At 73.5% G+C, this 22,637-nt stretch carries 16 protein-coding genes; 5 read left to right on the plus strand and 11 right to left on the minus strand.

All coding sequences use genetic code 11. The annotated features are described in order from the left end of the window. Positions 1–18 precede the first annotated feature (18 nt). From amrb99_RS50060 to amrb99_RS11270, 5 genes are read right to left on the minus strand one after another with little or no spacing between them, the layout of a single operon-like run. Positions 19–2,523: a CocE/NonD family hydrolase gene (locus amrb99_RS50060; protein WP_190855660.1), complete on the minus strand. Its 2,505-nt coding sequence runs from the start codon at positions 2,521–2,523 to the stop codon at positions 19–21. After that, positions 2,520–3,530, minus strand: coding sequence for an ABC transporter ATP-binding protein (locus amrb99_RS11255; protein WP_347256634.1), 1,011 nt, complete (start codon positions 3,528–3,530; stop codon positions 2,520–2,522). Before amrb99_RS11255 ends, amrb99_RS50060 begins: the two co-directional genes overlap by 4 nt. Continuing rightward, complete coding sequence (locus tag amrb99_RS11260; protein WP_190855662.1) at positions 3,527–4,396, minus strand: ABC transporter permease; 870 nt, start codon at positions 4,394–4,396, stop codon at positions 3,527–3,529. Before amrb99_RS11260 ends, amrb99_RS11255 begins: the two co-directional genes overlap by 4 nt. Then, entirely contained in the window at positions 4,393–5,355 is a 963-nt protein-coding gene (locus tag amrb99_RS11265) for an ABC transporter permease (protein WP_190855664.1), read from the minus strand. Before amrb99_RS11265 ends, amrb99_RS11260 begins: the two co-directional genes overlap by 4 nt. Next, positions 5,352–6,971, minus strand: a complete 1,620-nt coding sequence (locus tag amrb99_RS11270) for an ABC transporter substrate-binding protein (RefSeq protein WP_190855666.1) — start codon at positions 6,969–6,971, stop codon at positions 5,352–5,354. Before amrb99_RS11270 ends, amrb99_RS11265 begins: the two co-directional genes overlap by 4 nt. 214 nt (positions 6,972–7,185) lie before the next feature. On the opposite strand from amrb99_RS11270, the gene amrb99_RS11275 reads away from it, so the two are divergent. Continuing rightward, the gene (locus amrb99_RS11275; protein WP_190855669.1) at positions 7,186–7,842 is read left to right on the plus strand and encodes a TetR/AcrR family transcriptional regulator; all 657 of its coding nucleotides are present in this window, start codon (positions 7,186–7,188) and stop codon (positions 7,840–7,842) included. Positions 7,843–7,932: 90 nt separating this feature from the next. Here the strand turns inward: amrb99_RS11275 and amrb99_RS11280 are convergent, their stop codons facing one another. Continuing rightward, a complete protein-coding gene (locus amrb99_RS11280) occupies positions 7,933–8,508 on the minus strand; it encodes a TetR/AcrR family transcriptional regulator (protein ID WP_190855671.1) in 576 nt (191 codons plus the stop codon). Between the two features lie 129 nt (positions 8,509–8,637). Between amrb99_RS11280 and amrb99_RS11285 the strand changes: the two genes are divergently transcribed. The 3 genes from amrb99_RS11285 to amrb99_RS11295 all read left to right on the plus strand — a co-directional run bounded on the left by amrb99_RS11285 (position 8,638) and on the right by amrb99_RS11295 (position 12,101). Next, entirely contained in the window at positions 8,638–10,059 is a 1,422-nt protein-coding gene (locus amrb99_RS11285; protein WP_190855673.1) for an amidase, read from the plus strand. An 81-nt stretch (positions 10,060–10,140) separates the two neighbouring features. Continuing rightward, positions 10,141–10,611 (plus strand): Lrp/AsnC family transcriptional regulator, encoded by a 471-nt coding sequence (locus amrb99_RS11290; RefSeq protein ID WP_241755459.1) that lies wholly within the window; start codon positions 10,141–10,143, stop codon positions 10,609–10,611. Positions 10,612–10,688: 77 nt separating this feature from the next. After that, complete coding sequence (locus amrb99_RS11295; protein WP_190855676.1) at positions 10,689–12,101, plus strand: FAD-dependent oxidoreductase; 1,413 nt, start codon at positions 10,689–10,691, stop codon at positions 12,099–12,101. Between the two features lie 31 nt (positions 12,102–12,132). Here amrb99_RS11295 and amrb99_RS11300 read toward each other — a convergent pair whose 3' ends face one another. Both amrb99_RS11300 and amrb99_RS11305 read right to left on the minus strand, forming a co-directional pair. Next, entirely contained in the window at positions 12,133–13,467 is a 1,335-nt protein-coding gene (locus amrb99_RS11300) for a carotenoid oxygenase family protein (protein WP_190855678.1), read from the minus strand. Continuing rightward, a complete protein-coding gene (locus amrb99_RS11305; protein ID WP_190855680.1) occupies positions 13,467–14,099 on the minus strand; it encodes a TetR/AcrR family transcriptional regulator in 633 nt (210 codons plus the stop codon). The genes amrb99_RS11300 and amrb99_RS11305 overlap by 1 nt, the downstream gene beginning before the upstream one ends. Before the next feature lie 119 nt (positions 14,100–14,218). Between amrb99_RS11305 and amrb99_RS11310 the strand changes: the two genes are divergently transcribed. Next, positions 14,219–14,884 (plus strand): ATP-binding protein, encoded by a 666-nt coding sequence (locus amrb99_RS11310; RefSeq protein ID WP_206699909.1) that lies wholly within the window; start codon positions 14,219–14,221, stop codon positions 14,882–14,884. A 169-nt stretch (positions 14,885–15,053) separates the two neighbouring features. On the opposite strand, the gene amrb99_RS11315 is transcribed toward amrb99_RS11310, so the two are convergent. The 3 genes from amrb99_RS11315 to amrb99_RS11325 form a co-directional block, all read right to left on the minus strand. Beyond that, a complete protein-coding gene (locus amrb99_RS11315) occupies positions 15,054–16,925 on the minus strand; it encodes a M1 family metallopeptidase (RefSeq protein ID WP_190855682.1) in 1,872 nt (623 codons plus the stop codon). Between the two features lie 77 nt (positions 16,926–17,002). Beyond that, on the minus strand, positions 17,003–19,462 hold the full coding sequence (locus amrb99_RS11320) for a M4 family metallopeptidase (protein ID WP_190855684.1): 2,460 nt from the start codon (positions 19,460–19,462) through the stop codon (positions 17,003–17,005). Between the two features lie 257 nt (positions 19,463–19,719). Then, on the minus strand, positions 19,720–22,578 hold the full coding sequence (locus amrb99_RS11325) for a LuxR family transcriptional regulator (RefSeq protein WP_190855686.1): 2,859 nt from the start codon (positions 22,576–22,578) through the stop codon (positions 19,720–19,722). Positions 22,579–22,637: the final 59 nt, after the last annotated feature.

Below are 22,637 nucleotides of genomic sequence, written 5' to 3' on the forward strand. Positions count from 1 at the left end.
TGCGTGGGCGCCGCGCCGTCAGCGGCGGCCGATGCGCACGCGGGACGGGTCCGGGCCGCCGAGCGTGAGGCGCCGCGTCGCGGGGGCGCCGGGCGCGGACGTCCACGGGTCGGCGCCGGCGGGGGCCTCCGGGACGTACTCGGGGAAGTCGCCGCTCATGACGTCGAGGGCGAGGCGGTGGCCGGCGCGGAGCCGGTAGGCGACGTGCTGGAGGTCGAGGACGGCCGTGCCGCGCGGCGCGTCCAGGCGGAGCTGGCCCTTGGCGATGAGGAACGCGGCGCCGCCGGGCTCCATGTCGAGGAGGCGGGCGTGCAGGTGCGCCCCGGCCGGTGCCGCGACGGCCAGCGCCACGGTCACGGCGCCCAGGAGGTCGGTGTCCTCGGCGCAGGCGGGGCCGGTGAAGCGGAGCACGTCGTCGCGGTCGCCGACGGCGCTCAGGTCCGACCGGTCGAAGAGCGCGGCGAAGGGGTTCGCGCCCTGCGAGGGGACGGGGTCGGACGGGTCATGCGTCCACGCGACGGTGCTCGGCTCGGGCGGCGGCTCGGCCGCGAGGCCCTCCGGGGTCAGGAAGTACTCGAATCCGGGGGCGTCGCGGGGCGGCCACGCCTCGCCGTCGCGCCAGTCGCCGTGGCAGATCTCGTAGCGGACGCGGGGCAGCGCTTCGAGGGAGCCGCCGAGGACGGCGTCGAAGAACTCGATCGCGGGGTCCAGGTAGCCGGGCAGCATCCGTTCCAGCGCGGCCGGATCGGCGGCGTGGTCGTCGGACGGGGCGACAGGCGCGTCCCGGAGGCGGTAGTTCTCGTGGTCGATGGCCTCCAGCCGAAGGCGCAGGTGGGAGGTCCAGTCAGGATGCCGCGACAGGGCCTCGACGTCATGCCAGGACCAGATGGCGCAGTTGTCGAACCAGCCGATCGTGTAGAGCGCGGGAACCGGCCGGCTTTCGAGCAGCGCCTTCACGGGAGGCGGGACGAACCGGGACGCGCCGGAGAACTCCGCGTCGAAGTTCGCCGAGCGCTTCCCGATCCGGTCGAAGAAGTCGTCGAAGGGCGCGCGGAGCGGGCGGCGCGTCCAGTCCGGCTCCCATTCGTAGCGGCCGGCGTCCACGTAGTGGGTGGCGAAGTACATCTTCCGGCTGGTCTGCTCCACGTCGCGGGTGCCGTCGCCGTAGTCCAGGACGGTGGACAGCTGGGATCCGGTGACGCGCGGCGCGATCGCCCGCAGGGCCGGATGACCGCTCATCGCGGCGGCGATGGCGGTGTACCCGTAGTAGGAGTCGCCCCACATCACCACGTCACCGTTGCACCACGGCCGTTCGGCGACCCATTGCAGGGTGTCGTGCCCGTCGTCGACCTCATGGACGGCGAACTCCGTCGCGCCCTCGGACCGGTACTTGCCCCGGACGTCCTGGACGACGGCGGTGTAGCCGCGCGCCGCGAAGTAGCGGCCGATCAGCGGCATGAAGCAGTAGGCGCCGTCCTTGTCGTACGGGAGCCGGACGAGGACGGCCGGTCCGGGCGACGGCGAGGCGGCGCGGTAGACGTCGGCGGCCAGCCGGACGCCGTCCCGCATGGGGATCATGGCCTGGTCGGCGTCGGCGGGCACGGCGGCGGGGCCGACCCGTTCGATGTTCAGCACGTGTTCTCCGTGGTTCGGGTTGTCCCGGGGGACCCGGGTCGCCTCAGCGGGCCTGGTCGAGGGCGCGGCGGTCGCGGCCACGCGGTCGAGGTCCCAGCCGGGCGCGGGGATCGAGTCGAGCAGGAGGCGGGTGTAGGGGTGCCGCGGGTCGCGCAGGATCGTCTCGGTGGCGCCGCGCTCGACGATGCGGCCGTGCCGCATCACGACGGCGGTGTCGGTGATGTGGCGGACGACGGCGAGGTCGTGCGAGACGAACACGTAGGCGATGCCGGTGTCGCGGCGCAGTTCGTCCAGCAGGGTGAGAATCTGCGCCTGGATGGACACGTCGAGCGCGGCGACCGCCTCGTCCAGGACCAGCACGCGCGGCCGGATGCCGAGCGCGCGGGCGATCGCGGCGCGCTGCCGCTGCCCGCCGGACAGGTCGCGGGGCAGCGACCCGCCGGCGCGCGCGCTGAGCCCGACCTGGTCGAGCAGTTCGGCGACGCGGTCCCGGCGGTCCTTCGCGGTGCCGGGCAGGTGCAGCCGCATCGGCTCGGCGACGGACTCGGCGATGGTCTGGCGCGGGTCGAACGACCCGTACGGGTCCTGGAAGATCATCTGGAGGAGGCGGGCGCGGCGGAGCCGGTCGCGCCGGGACCGTCCGGTGACGGGCTCGCCGGCGAGCAGCACGGTCCCGGACGTCGGCGCGTCGAGCCCGGCGAGGATCCGGGCGGTGGTCGTCTTGCCGGACCCGGACTCGCCGACGATCCCGAGGGACGCGCCGGGCATCAGCTCGAAGCCGACACCGTCGACGGCGGTGACCGTCCCGAACCTCTTGACCAGCGACGACACGCTCAGCACCGGCTCGCCGGGCCGCGCCGGCTCGGCGGCCTCGTCCGCGGACGTCACGGCGTCACCTCCTCGGGGCGGACGCACGCGACGGCGGACGTCCCGTGCGCGCGGACGGCGGGCACCGACGCGGCGCAGTCGTCGGCCGCCAGCGGGCAGCGGTCCCGGAACGCGCACCCGGACGGCGCCTCGGCGAGCGAGCGGGGCCGTCCCCGGATCGCCCTGATCTCCGTCCGGTCGCCGTGCACGGACGGGCTCGCCTCCAGCAGCGCCCGCGTGTACGGGTGCGCGGGCGACGAGAACAGCGCGGCGCCCGCGGCCTCCTCGACGATCCGCCCCGCGTACATGACGTAGACGCGGTCGCAGATGGCGGCGGCGAGGTCGAGGTCGTGGGTGACGAACAGCATCCCGGTGCCGCGGGTGCGCTGCATCTCCCTGAGCAGCGCGATGACCTCGGCCTGCGTGGTGACGTCGAGCGCGGTCGTGGGCTCGTCGGCGAGCAGCAGCTCGGGCCCGGTGGACAGCGCCCCGGCGATGACGACGCGCTGCAGCATGCCGCCGGAGAACTCGTGCGGGTGGCGCCGCAGCGCGCCGCGCGGGTCCCGGATGCCGACCTGCTCCAGCAGCTCCAGGGCGGTCGCGGCGGCCTCGCGGGCGGGCACGCCGCGGGCCCGCAGCCCCTCGGTGAGGTAGTCGCCGACGCGGCGCACCGGATTGATCGCGGCGCGCGGGTCCTGGAAGATCATCGACGCGCGGGCGCGGCGCAGGTCGCGCAGCGCGGCCCGGCCGGCGGCGAGCACGTCGACGCCCGCGGCGGCGACCGACCCGGTGGCGCGGGCGCCGCGCGGGAACATGCCGAGCGCGGCGCGGGCCGTCAGCGACTTGCCCGACCCCGACTCGCCGACCAGCCCGACCGTCTCGCCCCGCCCCACCCGGACGGTCACGCCGTCCAGCAGCGGGACCGCGTCCTCTCCGGCGCCGATGCCGAGGCTCAGCCCGGCGATGCGGAGCGCGTCCCGGCGGGCGGCCGCCTGCTCCGGCGCGGTGTCCTTGTCCTGCACGGTCACGTCCCCTCGCTCCCTCTCCTCGCGATGGACCCGCCGATGTGCTCGCCCAGCACGTTCACGCTGACGACGGTGAGCAGCACGGCGAGGCCGGGGATCAGCCCGCTCCACGGCGAGCCCTGGAGGATCGCGCTCTGCGCCTGGCTGATCATCGAGCCCCAGTCGGCGGCGGGCGGGCGGGCGCCGAGCCCCAGGTAGGACAGCGACGCCAAGTCGACCATCGCGTAGCCGAACGACAGCGCGCTCTGCGCGAGCAGCACCGGCAGCATGTTCGGCAGCAGGTGCCGGACGGTCGTCCGCAGCTCCCCGAAGCCCATGGCGCGGTAGCTCTCCATGTACGGGCGGGCGCCCTCCTGGAGCGCGACGCTCCGCACGACGCGGCCGAGGAACGGGGTGTAGCTGACGGCCAGCGCGCAGATCGGAGCGGTCAGCCCGGGCCCGAACACCGCGACGACCAGCATCGCGAGCAGCAGGCTCGGGAACGAGAACACGATGTCCATCGCGCGGGACAGCACGGCGTCCACCCAGCCGCCGGCGCGGGCGGCCAGCAGCCCCGCCGCCGTCCCGAGGACACCGGACAGCACCACCACGCCGAGCGGCGCGAGCAGCGACAGCCGCGCCCCGTACATCAGCCGGGACAGCACGTCGCGGCCGGTGGAGTCGGTGCCGAGCAGGTGCCCGGCCGTGCCGGGCGGCGCGAGCGAGTCCAGCAGGCTCGTGGCGTTCGGGGAGTGCGGCGCGAGCAGCGGGGCGAGCGCGCCGGTGACGGCGGCGACCAGCAGGAACGCGACCGCGAACGAGACGCCGAGCGGGCGGCGGCGGCGCCGTCCCGCGCCGCGCGCCCGCAGCGCGGGGATCGTCAGGGTCATCGGCGCGGCCCTCCCGTCGCCACCCGCGGGTCGATGAACGGCAGCGCCAGGTCGACCAGCGTGTTCACGGCGACGAACAGCAGCACCCCGAGCATCGAGACGCCCTGCACGACCGGGAAGTCCCGCCGCGACACGGACGTGACGAGCAGCGAGCCGACGCCGTCCAGCCCGAACGCGGTCTCGATGACGGCGGTGCCGACGAACAGGCTGGCGACCAGCACCCCGATGACGGTGAGCAGCGGCCCGAGCGCGTTGCGGACGACGTGCCGGCGGATCAGCGCGGCGCCGTCCACGCCGCGGCTGCGCGCGGCCTGCACGTGCTCGCGGCCCAGCTCGTCGGCGAACGCGGCGTTCCCGACGCGGGCGAGGACGCCGAACGCGGCGATCGCCATCGCGGTCGCGGGCAGCGTCAGGTGCCAGAGCCGGTCGGTGAGGCCGGCGCCCGCGCCGGTGGACGGGAACCAGCCGAGCCCGACGGCGAACACCGACAGCAGCACGATCGCCGCGACGAACGGGGGCGTCGCGGTGGTGACGGACGCGGCGACCGCCGCGATCCGGTCGGTCGGCCCGCCCTTGACCGCCGACACCAGCGCCACGCCCGCGCCGACGGCGACGGCGAGCACCGCCGAGTACGCGATGAGCAGGCCGGACACCCCGAGCCGGCTCCCGATCAGCGACGTCACGCTGGTCTGGTAGGTCAACGACCTTCCGAGGTCCAGGTGGAGCGCGTCGCCGATCCACGCGAGGTACCCCTGCGCGAACCCCTTGTCGAGCCCGTAGGCGTGCCGGAGGGCGTCGATCTGACCGGGGGTGAGGCGCCGCCCGGACGTCACCGCCAGCACCGGGTCGCCGGGGACGAGCCGCAGCGCCCCGTAGATGAGGACCGACGCGACCAGGACCGTCAGGACCGCGCCGAGCGCGCGCCTCCCGATCCAGGGCGCGAGGGCGCGGGCGGTCATCCCTTGCCGCCGAGCGTCGTCGCCCACGGCACGTACAGGTAGTTCTGCCGCGGGACGAGCCCGGTCAGATTCGACTTGTAGTAGACGTTGACGTACTGCGTCGCGATCGGGATGTTCACCAGGTCGTGCGCCATGATCGCTTGCGCCTTGGCCACCTCGCGGGCGCGGGCCGCCGGGTCGGCGGTCGCGATGGCCGTTCGGATCGCGGTGTCGTACTCCTTGTCGCTGTAGCCGGCGAAGTTGTAGAAGTCGCCGGTCGTGAAGAACTGGTAGTACGTCAGCGGCTCGGGGAAGTCGAGGTAGCCGCTCGACAGGAACAGGTCGACGCCCGCGCGGGCCTGCGGCGAGGCGAACATCGCGCCGTACTGCTCGGCGGTGAGCGGCTTCAGCTGGATGTGCATGCCGGCCTGCGAGGCGGCGTCGGCGATCACGGTGGCGGTCCGCGTCTCCTCGTCGATCGCCGTCGTGTAGGCGAGGACGATCTTCTGCTTGGCCTTCGCCGACCCGGCGACGAGCTTCTTGGCCTTCTCCAGGTCCTGTGCGGGCTCCGGCAGCGCGTTGTACGCCTGCTGGTAGACGCCCTTGCCGTAGCCCCACGCCGCCGGCGGGACCAGCGCCCGCAGCGGCTGCGCCGCGCCCTGGTAGACCGACTTGATGATGCCCTTGTAGTCAATCAGCGCCTGCACGGCCTGCCGCGTCGCCGGGTCCGACAGCGCGCCCTTCTGGTTCAGGACGGACAGGAACGTCGGCGACAGGCTCTGCCCGAACAGCAGATTCCCCTTGCCCTTCAGCCGGACGTGCGCGGCGCGCGGGACGCTGAACTGGCCGTCCACGTCGCCGCTGTCCAGCGCGGCCGTCTGCGCGGACGGGTCGGTGATGAAGGTGAACCTGAGGTTCTTCACCTTGGGCTTCACCTGGGCGTTCCACCAGCCGTCGTTGCGGGTGAGGGTGATGTTCTGGCCCTGCGTCCAGCCCGCGAGCTTGTAGGGGCCGGTGCACATCACGCCGTGCCCGGCCGTCCCGAAGTCCTTGCCCGCGGACTCCGCGAACGCCTTCTCGACGACGTCGAACGCGGGCGTGGCGAAGAAGTTCGGGACGAGGACGTCCGGCTGCTTCAGCTTGATGGTGACCTCGTGGTCGCCGGTGGGCTCGATGCTCCGGAGCCGCTCCGCCCAGCCGATCCAGGACGAGCCGAGCTTCGGGTCGAGGATCCGCTTGACGCTGTAGACGACGTCGTCGGGCGTGACGGGCCTGCCGTCCCAGAACCGCACGCCCTCGCGCAGGTGGATCACGTACGTGAGGTCGTCGGGGTGGTCGACGGACGTGGCGAGCGCGGGCCGCCGCTCGTAGTCCGGGCCGAAGGTGAACAGCCCCTCGCACATGTTCGCGAGCGGGGTGCTGACGGACTCGATCGCGGACTGCGCCGGGTCGAGCGTGGGCGGCTCGCCGGGCGGCAGGTTCCAGGTGACGGTGTCGACGTCCCGGGCCGGGGCCGGGACGGAGGTGGTGAGGTCCGGGGCGGCCGCCGCCGCGGACCCGCCGCCGTCCGCGCACGCGGCGAGGGTGCAGGAGCCGGCGAGGATCGCGGTGATCGCGGCCAGGCGTGAACGTGTCATGGCGTGGACCCTTCGAGTGGTGGACGGGCCGTGACCGGGGAGGATTCGCAGCGTGATGCGTTCCGGAGTTGATTGTCAATACTGCAAAACAAAACGGGAGGAGGTCGGGCCGGGCGCATCCCCCGGCCTCGTATGAGGGATCAGCGCGCTACGCTGAGGCGCGGGTTGAGCATCGGTTCTGCAGAACTATCGAAGGCAAAAAAAAGGGGGACCGTTGGGACGGCCAAGCCTCGCCGCCGAGCGGCGCGAGCAGATCCTGCGGGCCGCCGCCCGGTCGGTCGCCCGGTACGGGCTGGCGGGCAGCACGCAGGAGCGGATCGCCGCGGCGGCCGGGATGAGCCGCTCGCACGTCCGGCACTACGCGGGCAACCGCGACGAGCTCATCGACGCCCTGTGGGACCACGTCATCACCCCGTACTTCGCCTCGATGCGGGCCGCGCTGAACGACCGGGAACCGGCCGCGCGGCTGCCCGCGCTGGTGGACTACCTGTTCGGCCCGCAGATGGCGCGCAACGAGGACGACCTCGTCATCGAGGCGCTGATCAGCGGCGCGATGCACGACGTCCGGCTCCGCGGCCGGATCTACGACAGCTACGGCCGGCTCGAACGCGAGATCGCCGGGACGATCCGCGACGCCGTCCCGGGCTGCGGCCCCGCGGAGAGCCTGCAGCTCGCCTACGCGCTGATCTGCATGGCGTTCGGGCACTCGACCCTCGCGCCGCTGCCCTTCCCCGCGACCCGCCAGGCGGGGATGAAGGCCCTGGCCGCGCAGCTCCTCGCGGCCCTGGAGGCCCGGCACCGGCCCGCGGGCACGGCCGGCACCGGAACGCCCGAGCCGGAACCGGCCGGCGACACGGGGGCGCGTGGCTGAGCGGGCGCCCCCGCGGCCCGCCCTCGCGTCGAGGTCCATCAGCGCGCTCCCTCATTACGGTCCGGTGGCTCGTCACGGTCCGGTGGCTCGTCACGGTCCGGTGGTCAGCATCCGGACGAGCCGGTCGACGAGCGGGGCCATCCGCTCGCTGTTCCAGCGCTCGGGCGCCTCCAGGCTGGAGACGTAGAAGCCGCGGAACACCAGGTGCAGGACGTCGGCGGCGAACGCGGCGTCGGCGGCGCCCGCGTCCCGCGCGGCGTCGACGAGCCCGTCCAGGTTCTGGCGCGCGTCGTCCCGGATGAGCTGGAGCGCCTCCGACCCCCGGCCGCTGCGGCCGAGGATCTCCAGGAACAGCCGGCGGAGCACCTCGTCGTTGCCGGTGGTCGAGCACGCCCAGCGGGCCAGGACCGCCAGCCGCCCGGGTGCGGGGGTGCCTTCGAGGGCCTGGTCCAGCTCGGCGTCCCAGTCCCGCATGGCGTGCTCTATCGCGTTGCGCAGCAGCGCCTCCCTGGTGGGCAGGTAGTTGGTGACGAGCGTCGTCGAGCCGCCGATCCGCTTGGCGACGGCCCGGATGGACACGCCGTCGAGACCGTCCGCCGCCACGATGTCCAGGGTGGCGTCGGCGATGGTCGCGAGGCGCTGGTCGATATCGATCTCCACCGGCATGCCCGCAGGGTAACGCCGGAGATCGCGTCATACAACACCGTTGTACATCAGCGTTGCATCACATACGCTCCTCGCCATCGCCGGTGCGCTCCGGCCCACGTGACGCCCCCAGCAGCCCGAGGAGCAGGCATGGAACTGTGGCAGTTGCCGGTGACCGAGGTCGCCGCGCTGATCCGCGAGCAGCGGGTCTCGGCCGTCGAGGTGGCGGAGTCCTGCCTGGCCCGGGTCGAGGCGGTGAACCCCGAGCTGAACGCGCTCGCCGACGTCCGCCCCGAGGAGACCCTCGCCGACGCGCGCCGCGCGGACGCCGCCGTCGCCGCGGGCGAGGAGCTCGGCCCGCTGCACGGCGTCCCCGTCTCCACGAAGATCAACACGCCGCAGCGCGGCGCGCTGATGAGCCACGGCGTCGCCGCCATGGCCGGGATGAGGGCCGCGCACGACGACGCGTCCATCGCCGCGCTCCGCGCCGCCGGCGCCGTCTTCCTCGGCCGCAGCAACGCGCCCGCGTTCTCCGTGCGCTGGTTCACCGAGAACGAGCCGCACGGCCGCACCCTCAACCCGTGGAGCGCCGCGCACACCCCCGGCGGGTCCAGCGGCGGCGCCGCCGGCTCGCTCGCCGCCGGGATGACGCCGCTCGCGCAGGGCAACGACATCGGCGGCTCGATCCGCTTCCCCGCCGGCTGCTGCGGCGTGGTCGGCGTCCGCCCGACCGTCGGGCTCGTCTCCAACTGGATCGCCCCCGAGGACACCGGACCCGAGCCGCCCCTCACCGTCCAGGCGTGGGCCGTGCAGGGTCCGATGGCCCGCACCGTCGCCGACGCGCGGCTCGCCCTGCACGCCATGGCGGGCGCCGACCTGCGCGACCCGTTCGGCGTCCCGGCCCTGCCCGCCCCCGCCGCTCCCCCGGCCGGCCCGGTCCGCGTCGGGGTCGTCCGGGACGTCGGCATCGCCAAGCCGCACCCCGCCGTCGACGCGGCGGTGACCGAGGCGGCGCGTTGGCTCGCGGACGCCGGGTACGAGGTCGAGGAGATCGAGCTGCCGCTGCTCGCCGAGGCCGCGCGGCTCTGGTCGCTGCTGCTGTTCGAGGACCTGCGCCCCGGCCTGCCCGGCATGCTGGAGATGGCCGACGAGCCGCTCCGCGTCCACATGCGGTACGCGTTCGAGCACGCCGCCGGGCTGTGGGGCGAGGAGCCCGGCCTCCCCGCCTACCTCGGCGGCTGGGCCCGCCGCGCGACGCTGATCACCCGGCTCCAGGAGATGCTCGGCACCGGCATGCTGCTACTGACCCCGGTCTCCGCCGAGCCGCCCTTCGAGCAGGACGCCGACATCCTCGACCCGGACCGCGGCCGGAGCATCGTCGACGCGCAGTGGCCCATGACGTCCCTGCCCGTCCTCGGTTTCCCGGGCGTCTCGGTGCCGGCGGCGGTCGCGGACGGCCTGCCGATCGGCGTCCAGCTGATCGGCGGCCGGTTCGCCGAGGACCTCGTCCTCGACGCGGCGCAGGCGGTCGAGGACCGCGCGCCCCGCATCGCCCCGCCCGCCTTCTCCTGATCCGTCCCGCTCCGGCCGGTGGCGTCCCCTGATGCGGGGATCCGCCCGCCGCCCGCGCGGCGGCCTGCGATGATGCGGGCCATGAGCAGGAAGAGCACGGCCGGGCCGGACCTCGACGACATCTCCTGGCAGATCATCGAGCAGCTGCAGGAGGACGGCCGGCGCTCCTACGGGGCGATCGCCAAGGTGGTCGGCCTGTCGGAGGCGGCCGTCCGGCAGCGGGTGCAGCGGCTCACCGAGTCCGGCGTGATGCAGATCGTCGCCGTCACCGACCCGCTGCTGGTCGGCGGGCACCGGCAGGCGATGGTCGGGGTCCGGGTCTCCGGCCCCCTCGAACCCGTCGCGTCCGCGCTGTCGGACATGCCGGAGACGATCTACGTCGTGCTGTGCGCGGGCGGCTTCGACATCCTCTGCGAGATCGTCTGCGACGACGACGCGCACCTCGCGGAGGTGCTGGCGTCCCGCATCCGCTCCATCCCCGGGGTCGCGGGCACCGAGACGTTCGTGTACCTCCAGCTGCGCAAGGAGAGCTACCGCTGGGGCGCGCACTGACCACTAAATCAGTAGCCGCACTCGATCATCACAACTCGATTAGTGAAATCTTGCCTGTAAGCCGCTAAATTAGTGGCATGCCCCAGGCCATCGCCGCTGATCCCGCACGCGCGCTCGTGCACGCCGAACCCGTCCCCTTCTGGCTGGACGACCCCGCGCGCCCCGCGGCCCTCCCCGCCCTCGCCGGCGAGGAGCACGCCGACCTCGCCGTGGTCGGCGGCGGCTACTGCGGCCTCTGGACGGCCCTGCTCGCCAAGGAGCGCGACCCCGGCCGCGACGTCGTCCTCGTCGAGGCCCGCGAGGCCGGCTGGGCCGCGTCCGGGCGCAACGGCGGGTTCTGCTCGTCCAGCCTCACCCACGGCTTCGGCAACGGCCTCGCCCGCTGGCCCGGCGAGATCGCCGAACTCGAACGGCTCGGCATGCGCAACCTCGACGAGATCGAGGACGCGCTGCGCCGGCACGGCATCGGCTGCGACTGGGAGCGCACCGGCGAGCTCAACGTCGCCACCCGCCCCCACCAGGTCCTGGAGCTGCGCGAGGAGGCCGAGGCCATGCGCCGCCACGGCCTGTCCCCCGAGTTCCTCGACACCGAGCGGGTCAGGGCCGAGGTCGCCTCCCCCACCTACCTCGCCGGCCTCCTCGACCGCGACGGCACCGCCCTCGTCAACCCGGCCCGGCTCGCCTGGGGCCTGCGCGACGCGTGCCTCCGGCTCGGCGTCCGCATCTACGAGCGCACCCCCGCCACCTCCCTCGCCGCGCGCGGCCCGGGCATGGTCGTCACCACCGCCTACGGCCGCGTCGCCGCCCGCCGCGTCGCCCTCGCCACCAACGCGTTCCCCTCGCTCGTCCACCGGGTCCGCCCGTACGTCGTCCCCGTCTACGACTACGCGATGGTCACCGAACCGCTGACCGACGCGCAGCTCGGCGCCATCGGCTGGCGGAACCGGCACGGCATGGCCGACTCGGGCAGCCGGTTCCACTACTACCGGCTGACCGCCGACAACCGGATCCTGTGGGGCGGCTACGACGCCGTCTACCACTACGGCTCCCGGATGTCGGCGGACCTCGACCAGCGCCCCGACACCTTCCGCGTCCTCGCCGGCAACTTCTTCCGCACGTTCCCGCAGCTCGAAGACGTCCGGTTCACCCACACCTGGGGCGGCGCCATCGACACCTGCACCCGGTTCTCCGCGTTCTTCGGCACCGCCGCGCAGGGCCGCGCGGCCTACGCGCTCGGCTTCACCGGCCTCGGCGTCGGCGCGACCCGCTTCGCCGCCCAGGTGATCCTCGACCGGCTCGACGGCCTGGACACGCCGCGCACCCGGCTCGCGATGGTGCGCACCAAGCCCGTCCCGTTCCCGCCCGAACCCCTGCGCTGGCTCGGCATCGAGCTGACCCGCCGCTCCATGGCGCGCGCCGACGTCAACGGCGGCCGGCGCAACCTGTGGCTCCGCGCCATGGACACCCTCGGCCTCGGCTTCGACAGCTGACCTCGCCCGCCGATCCCGTCGGCGCGGCGGGTCAGCGGTCGGGGAGCCAGTTGCCGTGGAAGCCGGGCGGGACGCGGACGGGGAGGTGCACGACTGCGACCGGCGAGCCGGTGAAGTCCTGCGCGGAGAGGATGACGAGGTCGGTGGCGGCGCGGTCGGTGTCGTAGGCGAGGACCATCAGGTAGCCGTCGTCCTCGGCGGCGTCGGCCGCGGACGGGACGAAGACGGCCTCGCCGACCACCGCGTCCGCGGGGAAACGGCGGATGTCGGTACGTCCGGTCCGGAAGTCGTGCTTGAGGAGGCCGTCGCCGACGAGCTCGCCGGGCGACGACTCCGAGGCGACGGTGTAGCCGTAGCGGTGCGGCCGGGACGTCAGCCGCTCGTCGACGCGGGGGAACTCCTGGGCGCGGTCGTCGAGGGTCCGCTGCGCGACGGTCCCGGCGGCCGGGTCGATGGTCCAGCGGTCCAGGACCGGCGGCGGGTTGCCCTCCAGGCGGCCGTCCCGCAGGAAGCTGGGGAACTTCGCCAGGTCGAGCACGATCCGGTCGCCGTCGTCGTAGGCGTTCATGGTGTGGAACACCCAGCACGGCTCGACGTCGATCCACCGCACGTCGGACGCGTCGGCGGTGCGGGGCAGCAGCCCGATCCTCGCCGGGTGCGCCTCGTTCCAGGCGTAGGGGAGGGTGGCGCCCTCGGCGGCCAGCGGCATGGAGAACGTGACGGGCAGGTCGTAGACGATCACGTACTTCTCCGTGAGCGCCAGGTCGTGCACCATCGGACCGTCGGAGACGGGGATCTCCACCGAGCGGGTGACGAGCCCGGTGGCGCTCAGCACCGTGTACTGGAGGTGCTCCCAGCCGAAGTAGTAGGCGATCGCGTGGAGCTCGCCGGTGGCGGGGTCCTTCTTGGTGTGCGCGGTGTAACCGCCCTTGAGGGTGCCGCCGAAGTCGCAAGGGCCGAGGGTGGTGAGGTCGTGGCCCAGCTCGTACGGCCGGAACCCGCCCTCGATCAGCGCGAACGTGCGGCCCGCGTGCCCGATCACGTTGGTGTTCGGGGCGAAGTCGAAGTCGTCGAAGACCGGCCCCTCCGGCCACTGCTCGCCGAGCCCGGCGGCCACCCGCCGGGACCGCACCCAGCGGTTGCGGTACCACTCGGCGCGGCCGTCGCGCAGCCGCACGCCGTGGACCATGCCGTCGCCGAGGAACCAGTGGTAGGACTCGGGGTCCTCCAGCCCGAGCGGGTTCGGGCCGATGCGCAGGTAGCGGCCGTTGAGCTCGGCGGGGACGCGCCCGGTGACGGGCACGTCGTGGGCGGTGGTCTCCTCGGTGACGGGGGCGTAGGGGCCTTCCAGGAACGGGCTGGGCATCAGGGGCCTCGTCTCTCGGGTGCGGAAGGGGTGCGGAACAGGCCGGCTCCCATGGCGAGGAGGGTGGCCTCGAAGACCTCGGCGGCGTCGGCGGGGAGGTGGCCGGCGAGTTCGAGGCTGACCACGCCGTGGATGGCGGCCCAGAGCGACGCGGCGACATGGCGCGGATCGCCGCCGGTCAGCAGACCGGCGGCGGCGCAGCCGGCCACGGCGTCCTGCAGGATCGTGAAGGTCTCCGCGGCCTGGACCAGGGCCTCGTCGCTCGGCCGGAAGCCGGGGATGGGCTCGCCGAACATCAACCGGTAGTAGTTGCGCTCGGCGAGGGCGTTGTCCCGGTAGGCGCGTCCCAGGTCGATGAGGTGCTCCAGCGGGTCGGACCGCTCCGGCACCGCCGCGAGCCGCCGCCGGAACCGCTCGAACGCCTCCACGTACAGGGCTTCGATCAGCCCCGCCTTGCTCTCGAACATCCGGTACAGGACGGTCGTGGAGCAGCCGACGTCGGCGGCGATCCGGCGCAGCGCCAGCGCCCCCGGTCCCTCTTCGGCCAGCAGGCGGCTGGCGGCGTCCAGCAGCGATGTGCGGATCGCCTCGTCCCCCTGCCGCTGGGCCAGTTCGTACGCGCTCGACGCCATACCGTCCTCGATAACAACGTTTTTGGTCAGTAACGCTGTTATCGCACGACGGGCAAGCCCCGTCAACCCCCCGATCTCCGGGGACGGGCGGCCGCCGCCGCACCCGGCAGAATGGGCGCGTGCCCGAGAACCCCCCGGAACCGATGCAGCACCACCTGCGCGGACTGCCCGCCGGCTCCCCCGAGGAAGCCCTCGACTGCGCAGGTGACCTCCGCCTCAACGGTCTCGCGCCCGTCATCCGGGTGCCGGTGGGACTCGTCGTCCTCGTCGGCCCACCGGCCTCGGGCAAGACCAGCTTCGTTCAGGCACTGATCGCGCGCGGGCAGATCGACGCGGACGCCGTGGTGTCCAGCGACGAGATCCGCGCGGAGCTTTTCGGCGCCTCACCCGCACAAGCGGAATCCGACGCGGCGGACGCACGGATCTTCGAGGAACGCGACCGCAGGATCGTCGCCAGGCTCGCCGCCGGGCACAGCGCGGTCGCCGAGTCGACGAACGTCACGCCGCGGGCACGCGCACGGCTCATCGCCATCGCCAGGCGCTTCAACGCCCCGGTGACCATGCTGCGATTCGACCCGGACGTCACCGACCTCCTCCGGCAGTACACCGAGCGAGGCCGCACGGACCTCTCCGCCGCGGACATCCGTGACTACGCCGTCATCATGGCCCGGGACGCCGGTGCCGACCAGCTCCGCGCCGAGGGCGCGACCAGCGTCCACGACGTCCCCGGACGCCGCCAAGCGGTCACTCCCGCCGAAGCCGCCGCGCACTTCTCCTTCGCCTGACACAGCCGGCGTGTCCACACCTGCCTTCCGTCACCCCTCCACGAACCCACGCAGAGCGCCACCAGCCTGCGGCGCCGCGAAGCGGCCGGGCATCGACCGCGGGGCGACCGGGGCCAGGACGCGGAGGCGCACGGCGGGGGTGTCGCCCGCCGTGCGCCTCGCGAGAAGGTCAGCCTTCGATGCGGTGTTGGGTCCAGAAGGACGTGAGGTCGGTGGTGGTGGCCGCCTGGGCGGCCTTCTTGAACTCGGCGGTCGTGGAGATGCCGTACCAGTGGCCTGCGGCGTAGGTCTTGAGCAGGTTCGCCATGGCGGAGTCACCGATCACGCGCTGCAGGTCGTGCAGGGCGCACTTGCCGTAGTCGTAGACGACGGTGGAGTAGCGGGACGAGTGCGCGTCCCAGTACGCCATCGAGTTGGTGATCTTCTCGTCGGACGACGCCCACGACACGCTGTTCCAGCAGCCCGCGCCGCTGATCCCGCGGTACAGGTCGGTCGCGTAGTCGGCGAACGCCTCGTCCAGCCACGGATGGTTGTACTCGTCGTCGCCGACGATCCCGTACCACCACTGGTGCGCCAGCTCGTGCGGCAGCGCCACGGTGCTGACCAGGTCGAGGACGAAGCCCGGGTACTCCATGCCGCCGAACCAGAAGTTGTTGTCGAGGATCGCGTCGACCTCACCGTACGGGTAGGCGCCGAAGCGGCCGGAGTGGGCGTCGATCGCGCTGGTCGCGAGCGACAGCATCTGCTGGGCGCTGGACTGGCTGATGCCGCTCACCCAGTACATGTTCACCTTGACGCCGTTCGGCGAGGTGGCGGAGAGCTTGGAGAACGGGCCGGCGCCCCAGGCGAACTCGCGGACGTGCGACGCGGTCGCGGTCGTGACCGTCCGGCCGGACGAGCCGGGGGTGTCGACGGACGTGCCCGTCGCGGGGACGGACAGCGAGGTCGGGTGGTCGAGCGTCACCTTGTAGTCGCTCGCCAGGCCGTAGAACGACTCGCCGTTGTTGGTGTACGGGTCGAGGTGCCAGCCGTCGCCGTCGTGGACGGCGAGGACGGGCAGCGCGTTGCCGAGGAAGTTGTACGCCCCGTCGTGCCCGAACCGGTCGGCGCCGGACGGCACCGCGATGGCGAGGTCGAACGCGACGGTGGCGCTCTGCCCCTTCGCCAGCGGGCTCGGCAGCGTCACCTTCATCGCGGTGCAGCCGACCGTGAGGGCGGAGGCGGTGCCGCCGGTGACGTTGGTGACGGTGATGGGGGTGTTGGACGGGCAGGTGCCGTGGGCGTTGTCCCACAGCCGCAGGTAGACCTCCGACAGCGGGGCGGAGTCGGTGTTGGTGAACGCGACCGACTCGTGGCCCTGCCAGTTGGCGCCGGACGCGTCGCTGGTGAGGTTGACGGTGTAGGACTGCGAGTCGGGGGTGCGGGTGCCGTCGCCCGTGGGCGGGGGCGTCGTGCCGCCGCCGGAGACGTCGAGGGCGACGTCGTCGAGGACGAAGCTGGTCTGCGCGCCGGAGTCCTCCGTCCCGGAGAAGGAGAGCGTGACCGTCTTGCCCGCGTAGGCGGACGCGTCGATGCTCTTCTTCACGTAGCCGGAGTTCGCGTCGAGGTTGGAGTAGGTGGCGACGGTGTCGCCGCCCATCTTCACGGTGAGCTTGTCGTAGGCGGTGCCGGGCGACTCGTCGGTGTCGACATGCAGGTAGAACGACAGGGTCGCCGTGCAGCCGGCGGGCAGCGTCACCGACTGGGATGCGGTGTCGGTGTGGGTCGAGCCGTAGCCGTCGAGCCAGGCGAAGTGGGTGCCGGAGTGGGCGGTCTCACCGCTGCCGTTGGCCGAGACGACCCCGGACGTGGTCGTCCACGGCGAGGTGCCGCTCTCGAACCCGCCGTTGGAGACGACCTGGGCGGCGGAGCAGTCGGTGATGGTGGTTCCGGGCAGGGCGGCGTGCGCGGGCGGGGCCGCGTGCGCGGGGGCGACCGCCGCGGCCAGGCCGGCCGCCGCGGCCGCCACGGCGGTGGCGGCGGCCAGCAGTCTGCTGTTCATGGATTCTCCTTGCTCATGACTGTCGCCGGCCCCCCAGCGGTGGGGGCCGGCGACAGAGCGGGGTGAGGGAGGGGGCGTCAGCCGGCGTTCAGGGCCACGTCGTCAAGGACGAAGCTCGTCTGGAGGTAGGCGTCCTCCGTGCCGGAGAAGGAGAGCGTGACGGTCTGGCCCGCGTAGGCGGACAGGTCGATGCTCTTCTGCGCGTAGCCCGAGTTGGCGTCGAGGTTGGAGTAGGACGCGACGGTCGTGCCGTTGGCCTTGACGGTGAGCTTGTCGTAGGCCGTGCCGGGCGACTCGTCGGTGTCGATGTGCAGGTAGTAGGTGAGGGTGGCCTTGCAATTCGCCGGGATCGTCACCGACTGTGTGGCCGAGTCCGTGTGGGACTGCCCGTAGCCGTTGAGCCAGGCGAAGTGCGTGCCGGAGTGGGCGCTCTCACCGCTGCCGTTGGCCGAGACGACCCCCGACGTGGTGGTCCACGGCGAGGTGCCGCTCTCGAACCCGCCGTTGGACACCTTGTTGCCGGGCGAGGAGCAGGTGCCGCCGCCGACCGGGTTGACCGTCCAGGTGAAGGTGGCCGTGCCGGTCTGGCCGGAGGTGTTCTTGGCGGTGACCGTGACGGTGCTGGTGCCCGCGGTGGTCGGGGTGCCGGAGATCACGCCGGTGCTCGCGTTGATCGTCAGCCCGGCCGGGAGCCCGGTCGCGCTGTAGGTCAGTGCCTGCCCGTTGGGGTCACTGGCCTTGATCTGCACGCTCACGGCCTGGCCGACGGTGCTGGTCTGGTCGCCGGGGCTGGTGACCGTGGGGCCGCCGCCCTGCCCGGGGCAGGTGCCCGGGACGGGGTCGCTGCCGGTGACGCTGACCGCCGCCCACGCGGCGTTGATGGTGTTGTACTCGGTGCAGTGGGTGCCGTACAGGTCGGCCGCGGCCTTCAGCGAGTCGGTGCGGGCCTGCGCGTAGTTCTCGTTGCTGTTGGCGTAGGACGCCAGGGCCTTGTACCAGATCTTGGCGGCCTTGTCGTTGCCGATGCCCGTGACCGTGGAGCTGTTGCAGGTCGGGCTGTTGCCGTAGCCGTGGTCCCCGCTGCCGACGGCGGCGAGGAAGAACCAGTGGGTGAGCGGGCCGAGCGAGTAGTGCGGGTCCAGGCTGCCGTTGTTGCTGCTGTAGCAGTTGGGCGAGTTGCCGTCGAGCGACGGGTTGTACATCCAGCGCAGGGGCTGGTTGTCGCCGTTGATGTTGATCAGCTCGCCCATGGTGTAGTCGGGCGTGTCGACCGGGTTGTTGGCGTAGAACTCCACCATCGTCCCGAAGATGTCGCTGGTGCCCTCGTTCATCCCACCGGTCTCGCCGTTCTCCTCCCAGCCGGTGAGGGCGCCGCTGACGCCGTGGCTCATCTCGTGGCCGGCGACGTCGAGCTCGACGAGCGGCCGGGCGTTGCTCTGGCCGTCGCCGTAGGTCATCTGGGTGCCGTCCCAGAACGCGTTGACGTAGGCGTTGCCGTAGTGGGTGCGGGACGGGACGCCGCGGCCGTCGCCGAAGATGCCGCTGCGGCCCTGGACGTTCTTGTAGTAGTCGTAGGTCATCGCGGCGCCGTAGTGGGCGTCGACGCCGGCGGAGGCGGGGTCGCTGTTGGAGCCGTTGCCGAACGTGCCGGTGGTGTTGCTGAAGGTGGTGCCGGTGCCGGACGTGGCGTGGTTGAGGTTGGTGGTGTAGCCGTTGCCGTGGGACGGGTCCTTCATCGTCCACGTGCTGCCGGACTGCGTCAGGTCGATGTTGACCGTCCCGACGTAGATGCCGTGGCCTGAGCCGGTGGTCAGCGCCGTCCGCGGGGCCGCGGGAGCGGCGGGGGCGGCGGCGCGGGCGCCGGCGGGAGCGATGGTGTCGATCTGGTCGCTGCTCTGGACGACGCGGCCCTTGCGGGCGTCGACCATGACGTGCAGCCGGCTCGGCGTCTGGTCGGCCTTGACGCCGGACACGACGGTCTCCCAGACCAGCGTGGCCGACCGGCCGTCCATCCTGATCGCCAGCTTGGGCGCGGAGACCGCCGAGACGGTGCCCTTGAGCTGCTGCCGGGCGAGCGCGGCGGCGTTCTGGGAGCTGATGGCGGGCGTGGTGCCGATGGCACCGGAGGTGGCGGACGCGGTCTCCAGCGTCCGGTAGGAGCCGTTGGGCTTGAGGTGGACGATGAGGTCGCCGCCGTAGACGGGGAGCCCCTTGTAGGTCCGGTCGAAGCGGACGTCGGCGGCGCCGTCGCGGCTGACGGCGACGGTGCGGACCTTGAACGCCTGGCCGCTCGCGCGGTGAGCGCGCGCGCCGTGGGCGTCGAGGGCCTTCCGCGCGTTCTTGACGGCCTTGTCGCGCGTGGACGGTGCGGGGTTCAGCGTGAAGTCGGCCTTGGAGAAGGCGTCCGGGCCGGCGGGCTGGGTCTTGGCCTTGGGGGTCGGCCGCGGGGTCGCCGCGGCCTGCGGTGCGACCGCGACGCCGGTGAGGGCGATCAGCGCGGCCGCCGATGAGGCGATCGCGATTGTCCGTTGGGACATGGGGGTGGTTGTCCTTTCACCACTGAAGCGGGTAATCCCGTGGTGACGGGGGGGGACGCGTCCGGAGGCCGCGGCATCCGCTCCCTTCTGTGCGATTCCGACACTGTGTGATTCGGTTCAAGTCGGGCATCACGGACAAGCGCGAGTCTGTGGACACGTGAGCGTTTGCAGAAGCCTCACGGCGAAGGCGTAGGGATATCCCTATGCCTGCGGGCACGCCCCTCCGGCGAACCCCATGAGCTCAGCGAAAGCGCAGGTCAGCGGCCGGACACCGCGACCCGTGCGACGTCCACCCGGGAGCGGACGCCCAGCTTGCGGAACGTCCGGGTGAGGGCCGCCTCGACGGTCTTCACGCTGAGGAAGAGCCGGGACGCGATCTCCCGGTTGGTCGCGCCCTCGGCGACCAGGACGGCCACCTCGCGCTCGATGTCGGTGAGGACGTCCAGCGGGTGGGCGCCCGCGCCCCGGCCGCCGGCCTCGCCGGACCCGTGCCCGTGCCCGCCGCGCTCCGGCGCGCCGCGGGCGCCGTTGCCGGGACCGGCGTGCTCCGAGTCGCCGTGCCGGTGCCTGCCGTGCTCGATGTCCCGTAGCTCGTCCTGGACACGCTCCAGCCAGGGCCGGGCCTGCGCACGGGCGAAGATGGTCCGGGCACGCAGCAGGTCGGCGCGTCCCGCCTCCACGTCTCCCGTGTGCGCGCGGAACGCGCCCAACTCCAGCCAGGCACGTCCCTCCTCCAGCCGGTACGGGAGCGCCTGCGACAGCTCGACCGCGCGGACGAGCCCGTCCAGCGCGCCCTCGCGGTCGCCCTCCGCCGCGCGGACCAGCGCGGACGAGCGCTCCAGCACCGCCAGGACGCTGCGCCGCCCGAGCCGCGTCGCCTGCGCCCTCGCCTCGGACAGCACGTCCGCCGCGTCCTTCGTGCGGCCGACGGCGACGAGGGCGTCGGCGAGGTCGGCGTGCCAGCGGCGGACCGCCGGGTCCCCGAGCCCCTGCGACGTCTCCATCAGCCGGACCCGCTGCAGGATCCGCACCGCGGCGGCGGCGTCGCCGAGCCGCAGCCGCACCTGCGCCTCGGCGTGCAGCGCGCGCGGCAGGAACAGCAGGTCGCCGTCGGTCTCGCTGTGCTGGAGCGCCTGCTCCGCCGCGGTCAGCGCCCGTTCGAGGTCGCCGCCCGCCGCCTCCGCGAGCGCCAGCGAGTACCAGGACGGCCCCTGGCTCAGCCCGGAGTCCTCCGCGAGGTCCAGGCTCTGCCGGGCGAGGCTCAGCGCCTGCCGGCAGCGGCCCCGGTGGATCTCCACCTGGCTCATGCAGAACTGGCTCAGGCACAGGCTCTCGACGACGCCGCGCTGGCGGACGCCGTAGATCAGCGTGCGCAGCTCGTTGCGGGCCTCCTGCAGCCGGTCGTGCAGCAGGTGGTGCCGGTGCTTGAGGTAGATGGGCCCGTTGTGGTGCCACATGACCTGCGGCTCCTGCGGGTCGGCGAGCGCCCGGCGCAGCGTCCGCTCGCCCTCCGGGCGGCCGAGGAAGAACTCGATGTTCGCCTGCTTGGTCAGCGCGAGCAGCTCCGTCGCCCGGTCCCCGGCGACGGCGGCCAGCTCGGCGGAGCGGCGCGCGTGCTGGAGCGCCGCCTCCGCCGAGCCCAGCACCATCCACGCCCGCCAGCTCAGCCGGTAGTGCAGCGGCGCGAGCAGCTCGGGCTCGCCCCGGGCGTCCTCCATCGCGCGCGGGAAGACCTCCTCCACCTCGGCCAGCGCCTGGCCGGAGGAGTCCATCACGACCATCCAGGCGCGCACCCGGTCGCGCGGGAGCGCGGACGCCTCCAGCACCAGGTGCGCCAGCCGCCGCGCCAGCGGGTAGTCGCCCGCGGCGACGGCGTCCTCCGCCGCCCGCAGCCGCCGGCCGACCTCGGCGTCCCGCTCGGACTCGGGGGTGTGGTCGGCGGCCAGCTCGCCGAGGTGCGCCGCCGTCGACAGGCCGCCGCGGCGGCGCGCCACGGCGGCGGCGTCCTCCAGCGTCCCGGCGATGCGCCGGTCCCGCCCCGACGTCAGCTTCGCCATGTGCAGCGCCCGCTCCACCGGGTCGCGGACGGCCTGCGCCAGCGACGCGTGCACCGCCTTCCGGTCGCCGGCCTCCGCCTCGGCGTAGATGACGGCCGACAGCAGCGGATGCGTGAACCGGATCTGGCCGCCGGCGTCCACGTCGACGATGCCCTGCCGCTCGGCCTCCGCGAGGTCCGCGCCGCCGGCCCGGCGCAGCAGCTCGACCGACGGGCGGCTCGCCGCGCTCGCCATCAGCAGCGTCTCGCGGGTGGCCCGGGGCAGCGCGCCCACCCGCTTCTGGATCAGCACCGACAGGCTCTGCGGGATCGGCAGGGCGCCGCCCGGCGGGCCGCCGTCCTCCAGCGCGCCGCTCTCCACCGCGCTGCGCGCCAGCTCCACGGCGAAGAACGGGTTCCCGCCGCTCACCCGGTGGATGCGGGCCACCTGCGACCGTGGCCAGTACCGGCCGAACCGGTCCGCCAGCAGCGCCGCCAGCTCCGCCGCCGACATCGGCGGCACCTTCACCGTCAGCACCGGCTTCGGGCACAGCCCGGCCGCGTCCCGCCACTGCCCGCCGGACCGCCGCGGGTCGCCGAACGACGCCCGGACGGAGGCGACCATCCGCAGCGGCGGCGCCAGCCGCCCGGCCCGCCGGGCGACGAACGCGAGCAGCTCGCCGGTCGGCTGGTCCAGCCACTGCGCGTCGTCGACGAGGACGAGCCCGGGCCGGTCGGCGCAGAGCATCCGCAGCGTGTGCAGCACGCCGAGCCGCAGGCTCAGCAGGTCGCGCTCGCCGATCGGGACGTCGTGGAGCAGCAGCGCGGACCGCAGAGCGCGCCGCTCCGGCTCGGGCAGCCGGTCGACGACCTCGTCGGCGCCCTGCGCGACCAGGTCGATGAGGCCGAGGAACGGCAGGTGGCGCTCGGTCTCGGCGGGGCAGCACGCGAAGACCCGGTGCCCGGCCGCGGCGTACTCGTCGGCGAGGGTGGACACGAGCGTGGACTTGCCGATCCCGGTGGGGCCGACGAGCAGCGCGCCGCCGCCCCCGGCCAGATGGGCGCGCACGTCGGCCAGCACGCTCTCCCTGCTCGGCGCGGGAGCGCCGCGGACGCGCTGAAGCCGTTCCCCGTCTGTCG

Origin of the sequence: Actinomadura sp. RB99 (assembly GCF_014706005.1) — a bacterium.
Taxonomy (GTDB): Bacteria; Actinomycetota; Actinomycetes; order Streptosporangiales; family Streptosporangiaceae; genus Spirillospora.

Excerpts from the sequence above, each read along its gene's own strand:
- amrb99_RS11265 (WP_190855664.1), bottom strand. The coding sequence starts at position 5,355 with ATGACCGCCCGCGCCCTCGCGCCCTGGATCGGGAGGCGCGCGCTCGGC.
- amrb99_RS11295 (WP_190855676.1), top strand. The coding sequence starts at position 10,689 with ATGCCCCAGGCCATCGCCGCTGATCCCGCACGCGCGCTCGTGCACGCC.
- amrb99_RS11270 (WP_190855666.1), bottom strand. The coding sequence starts at position 6,971 with ATGACACGTTCACGCCTGGCCGCGATCACCGCGATCCTCGCCGGCTCC.
- amrb99_RS11305 (WP_190855680.1), bottom strand. The coding sequence starts at position 14,099 with ATGGCGTCGAGCGCGTACGAACTGGCCCAGCGGCAGGGGGACGAGGCG.
- amrb99_RS11285 (WP_190855673.1), top strand. The coding sequence starts at position 8,638 with ATGGAACTGTGGCAGTTGCCGGTGACCGAGGTCGCCGCGCTGATCCGC.
- amrb99_RS11260 (WP_190855662.1), bottom strand. The coding sequence starts at position 4,396 with ATGACCCTGACGATCCCCGCGCTGCGGGCGCGCGGCGCGGGACGGCGC.
- amrb99_RS11315 (WP_190855682.1), bottom strand. The coding sequence starts at position 16,925 with ATGAACAGCAGACTGCTGGCCGCCGCCACCGCCGTGGCGGCCGCGGCG.
- amrb99_RS11300 (WP_190855678.1), bottom strand. The coding sequence starts at position 13,467 with ATGCCCAGCCCGTTCCTGGAAGGCCCCTACGCCCCCGTCACCGAGGAG.
- amrb99_RS11320 (WP_190855684.1), bottom strand. The coding sequence starts at position 19,462 with ATGTCCCAACGGACAATCGCGATCGCCTCATCGGCGGCCGCGCTGATC.
- amrb99_RS11290 (WP_241755459.1), top strand. The coding sequence starts at position 10,141 with ATGAGCAGGAAGAGCACGGCCGGGCCGGACCTCGACGACATCTCCTGG.
- amrb99_RS11280 (WP_190855671.1), bottom strand. The coding sequence starts at position 8,508 with ATGCCGGTGGAGATCGATATCGACCAGCGCCTCGCGACCATCGCCGAC.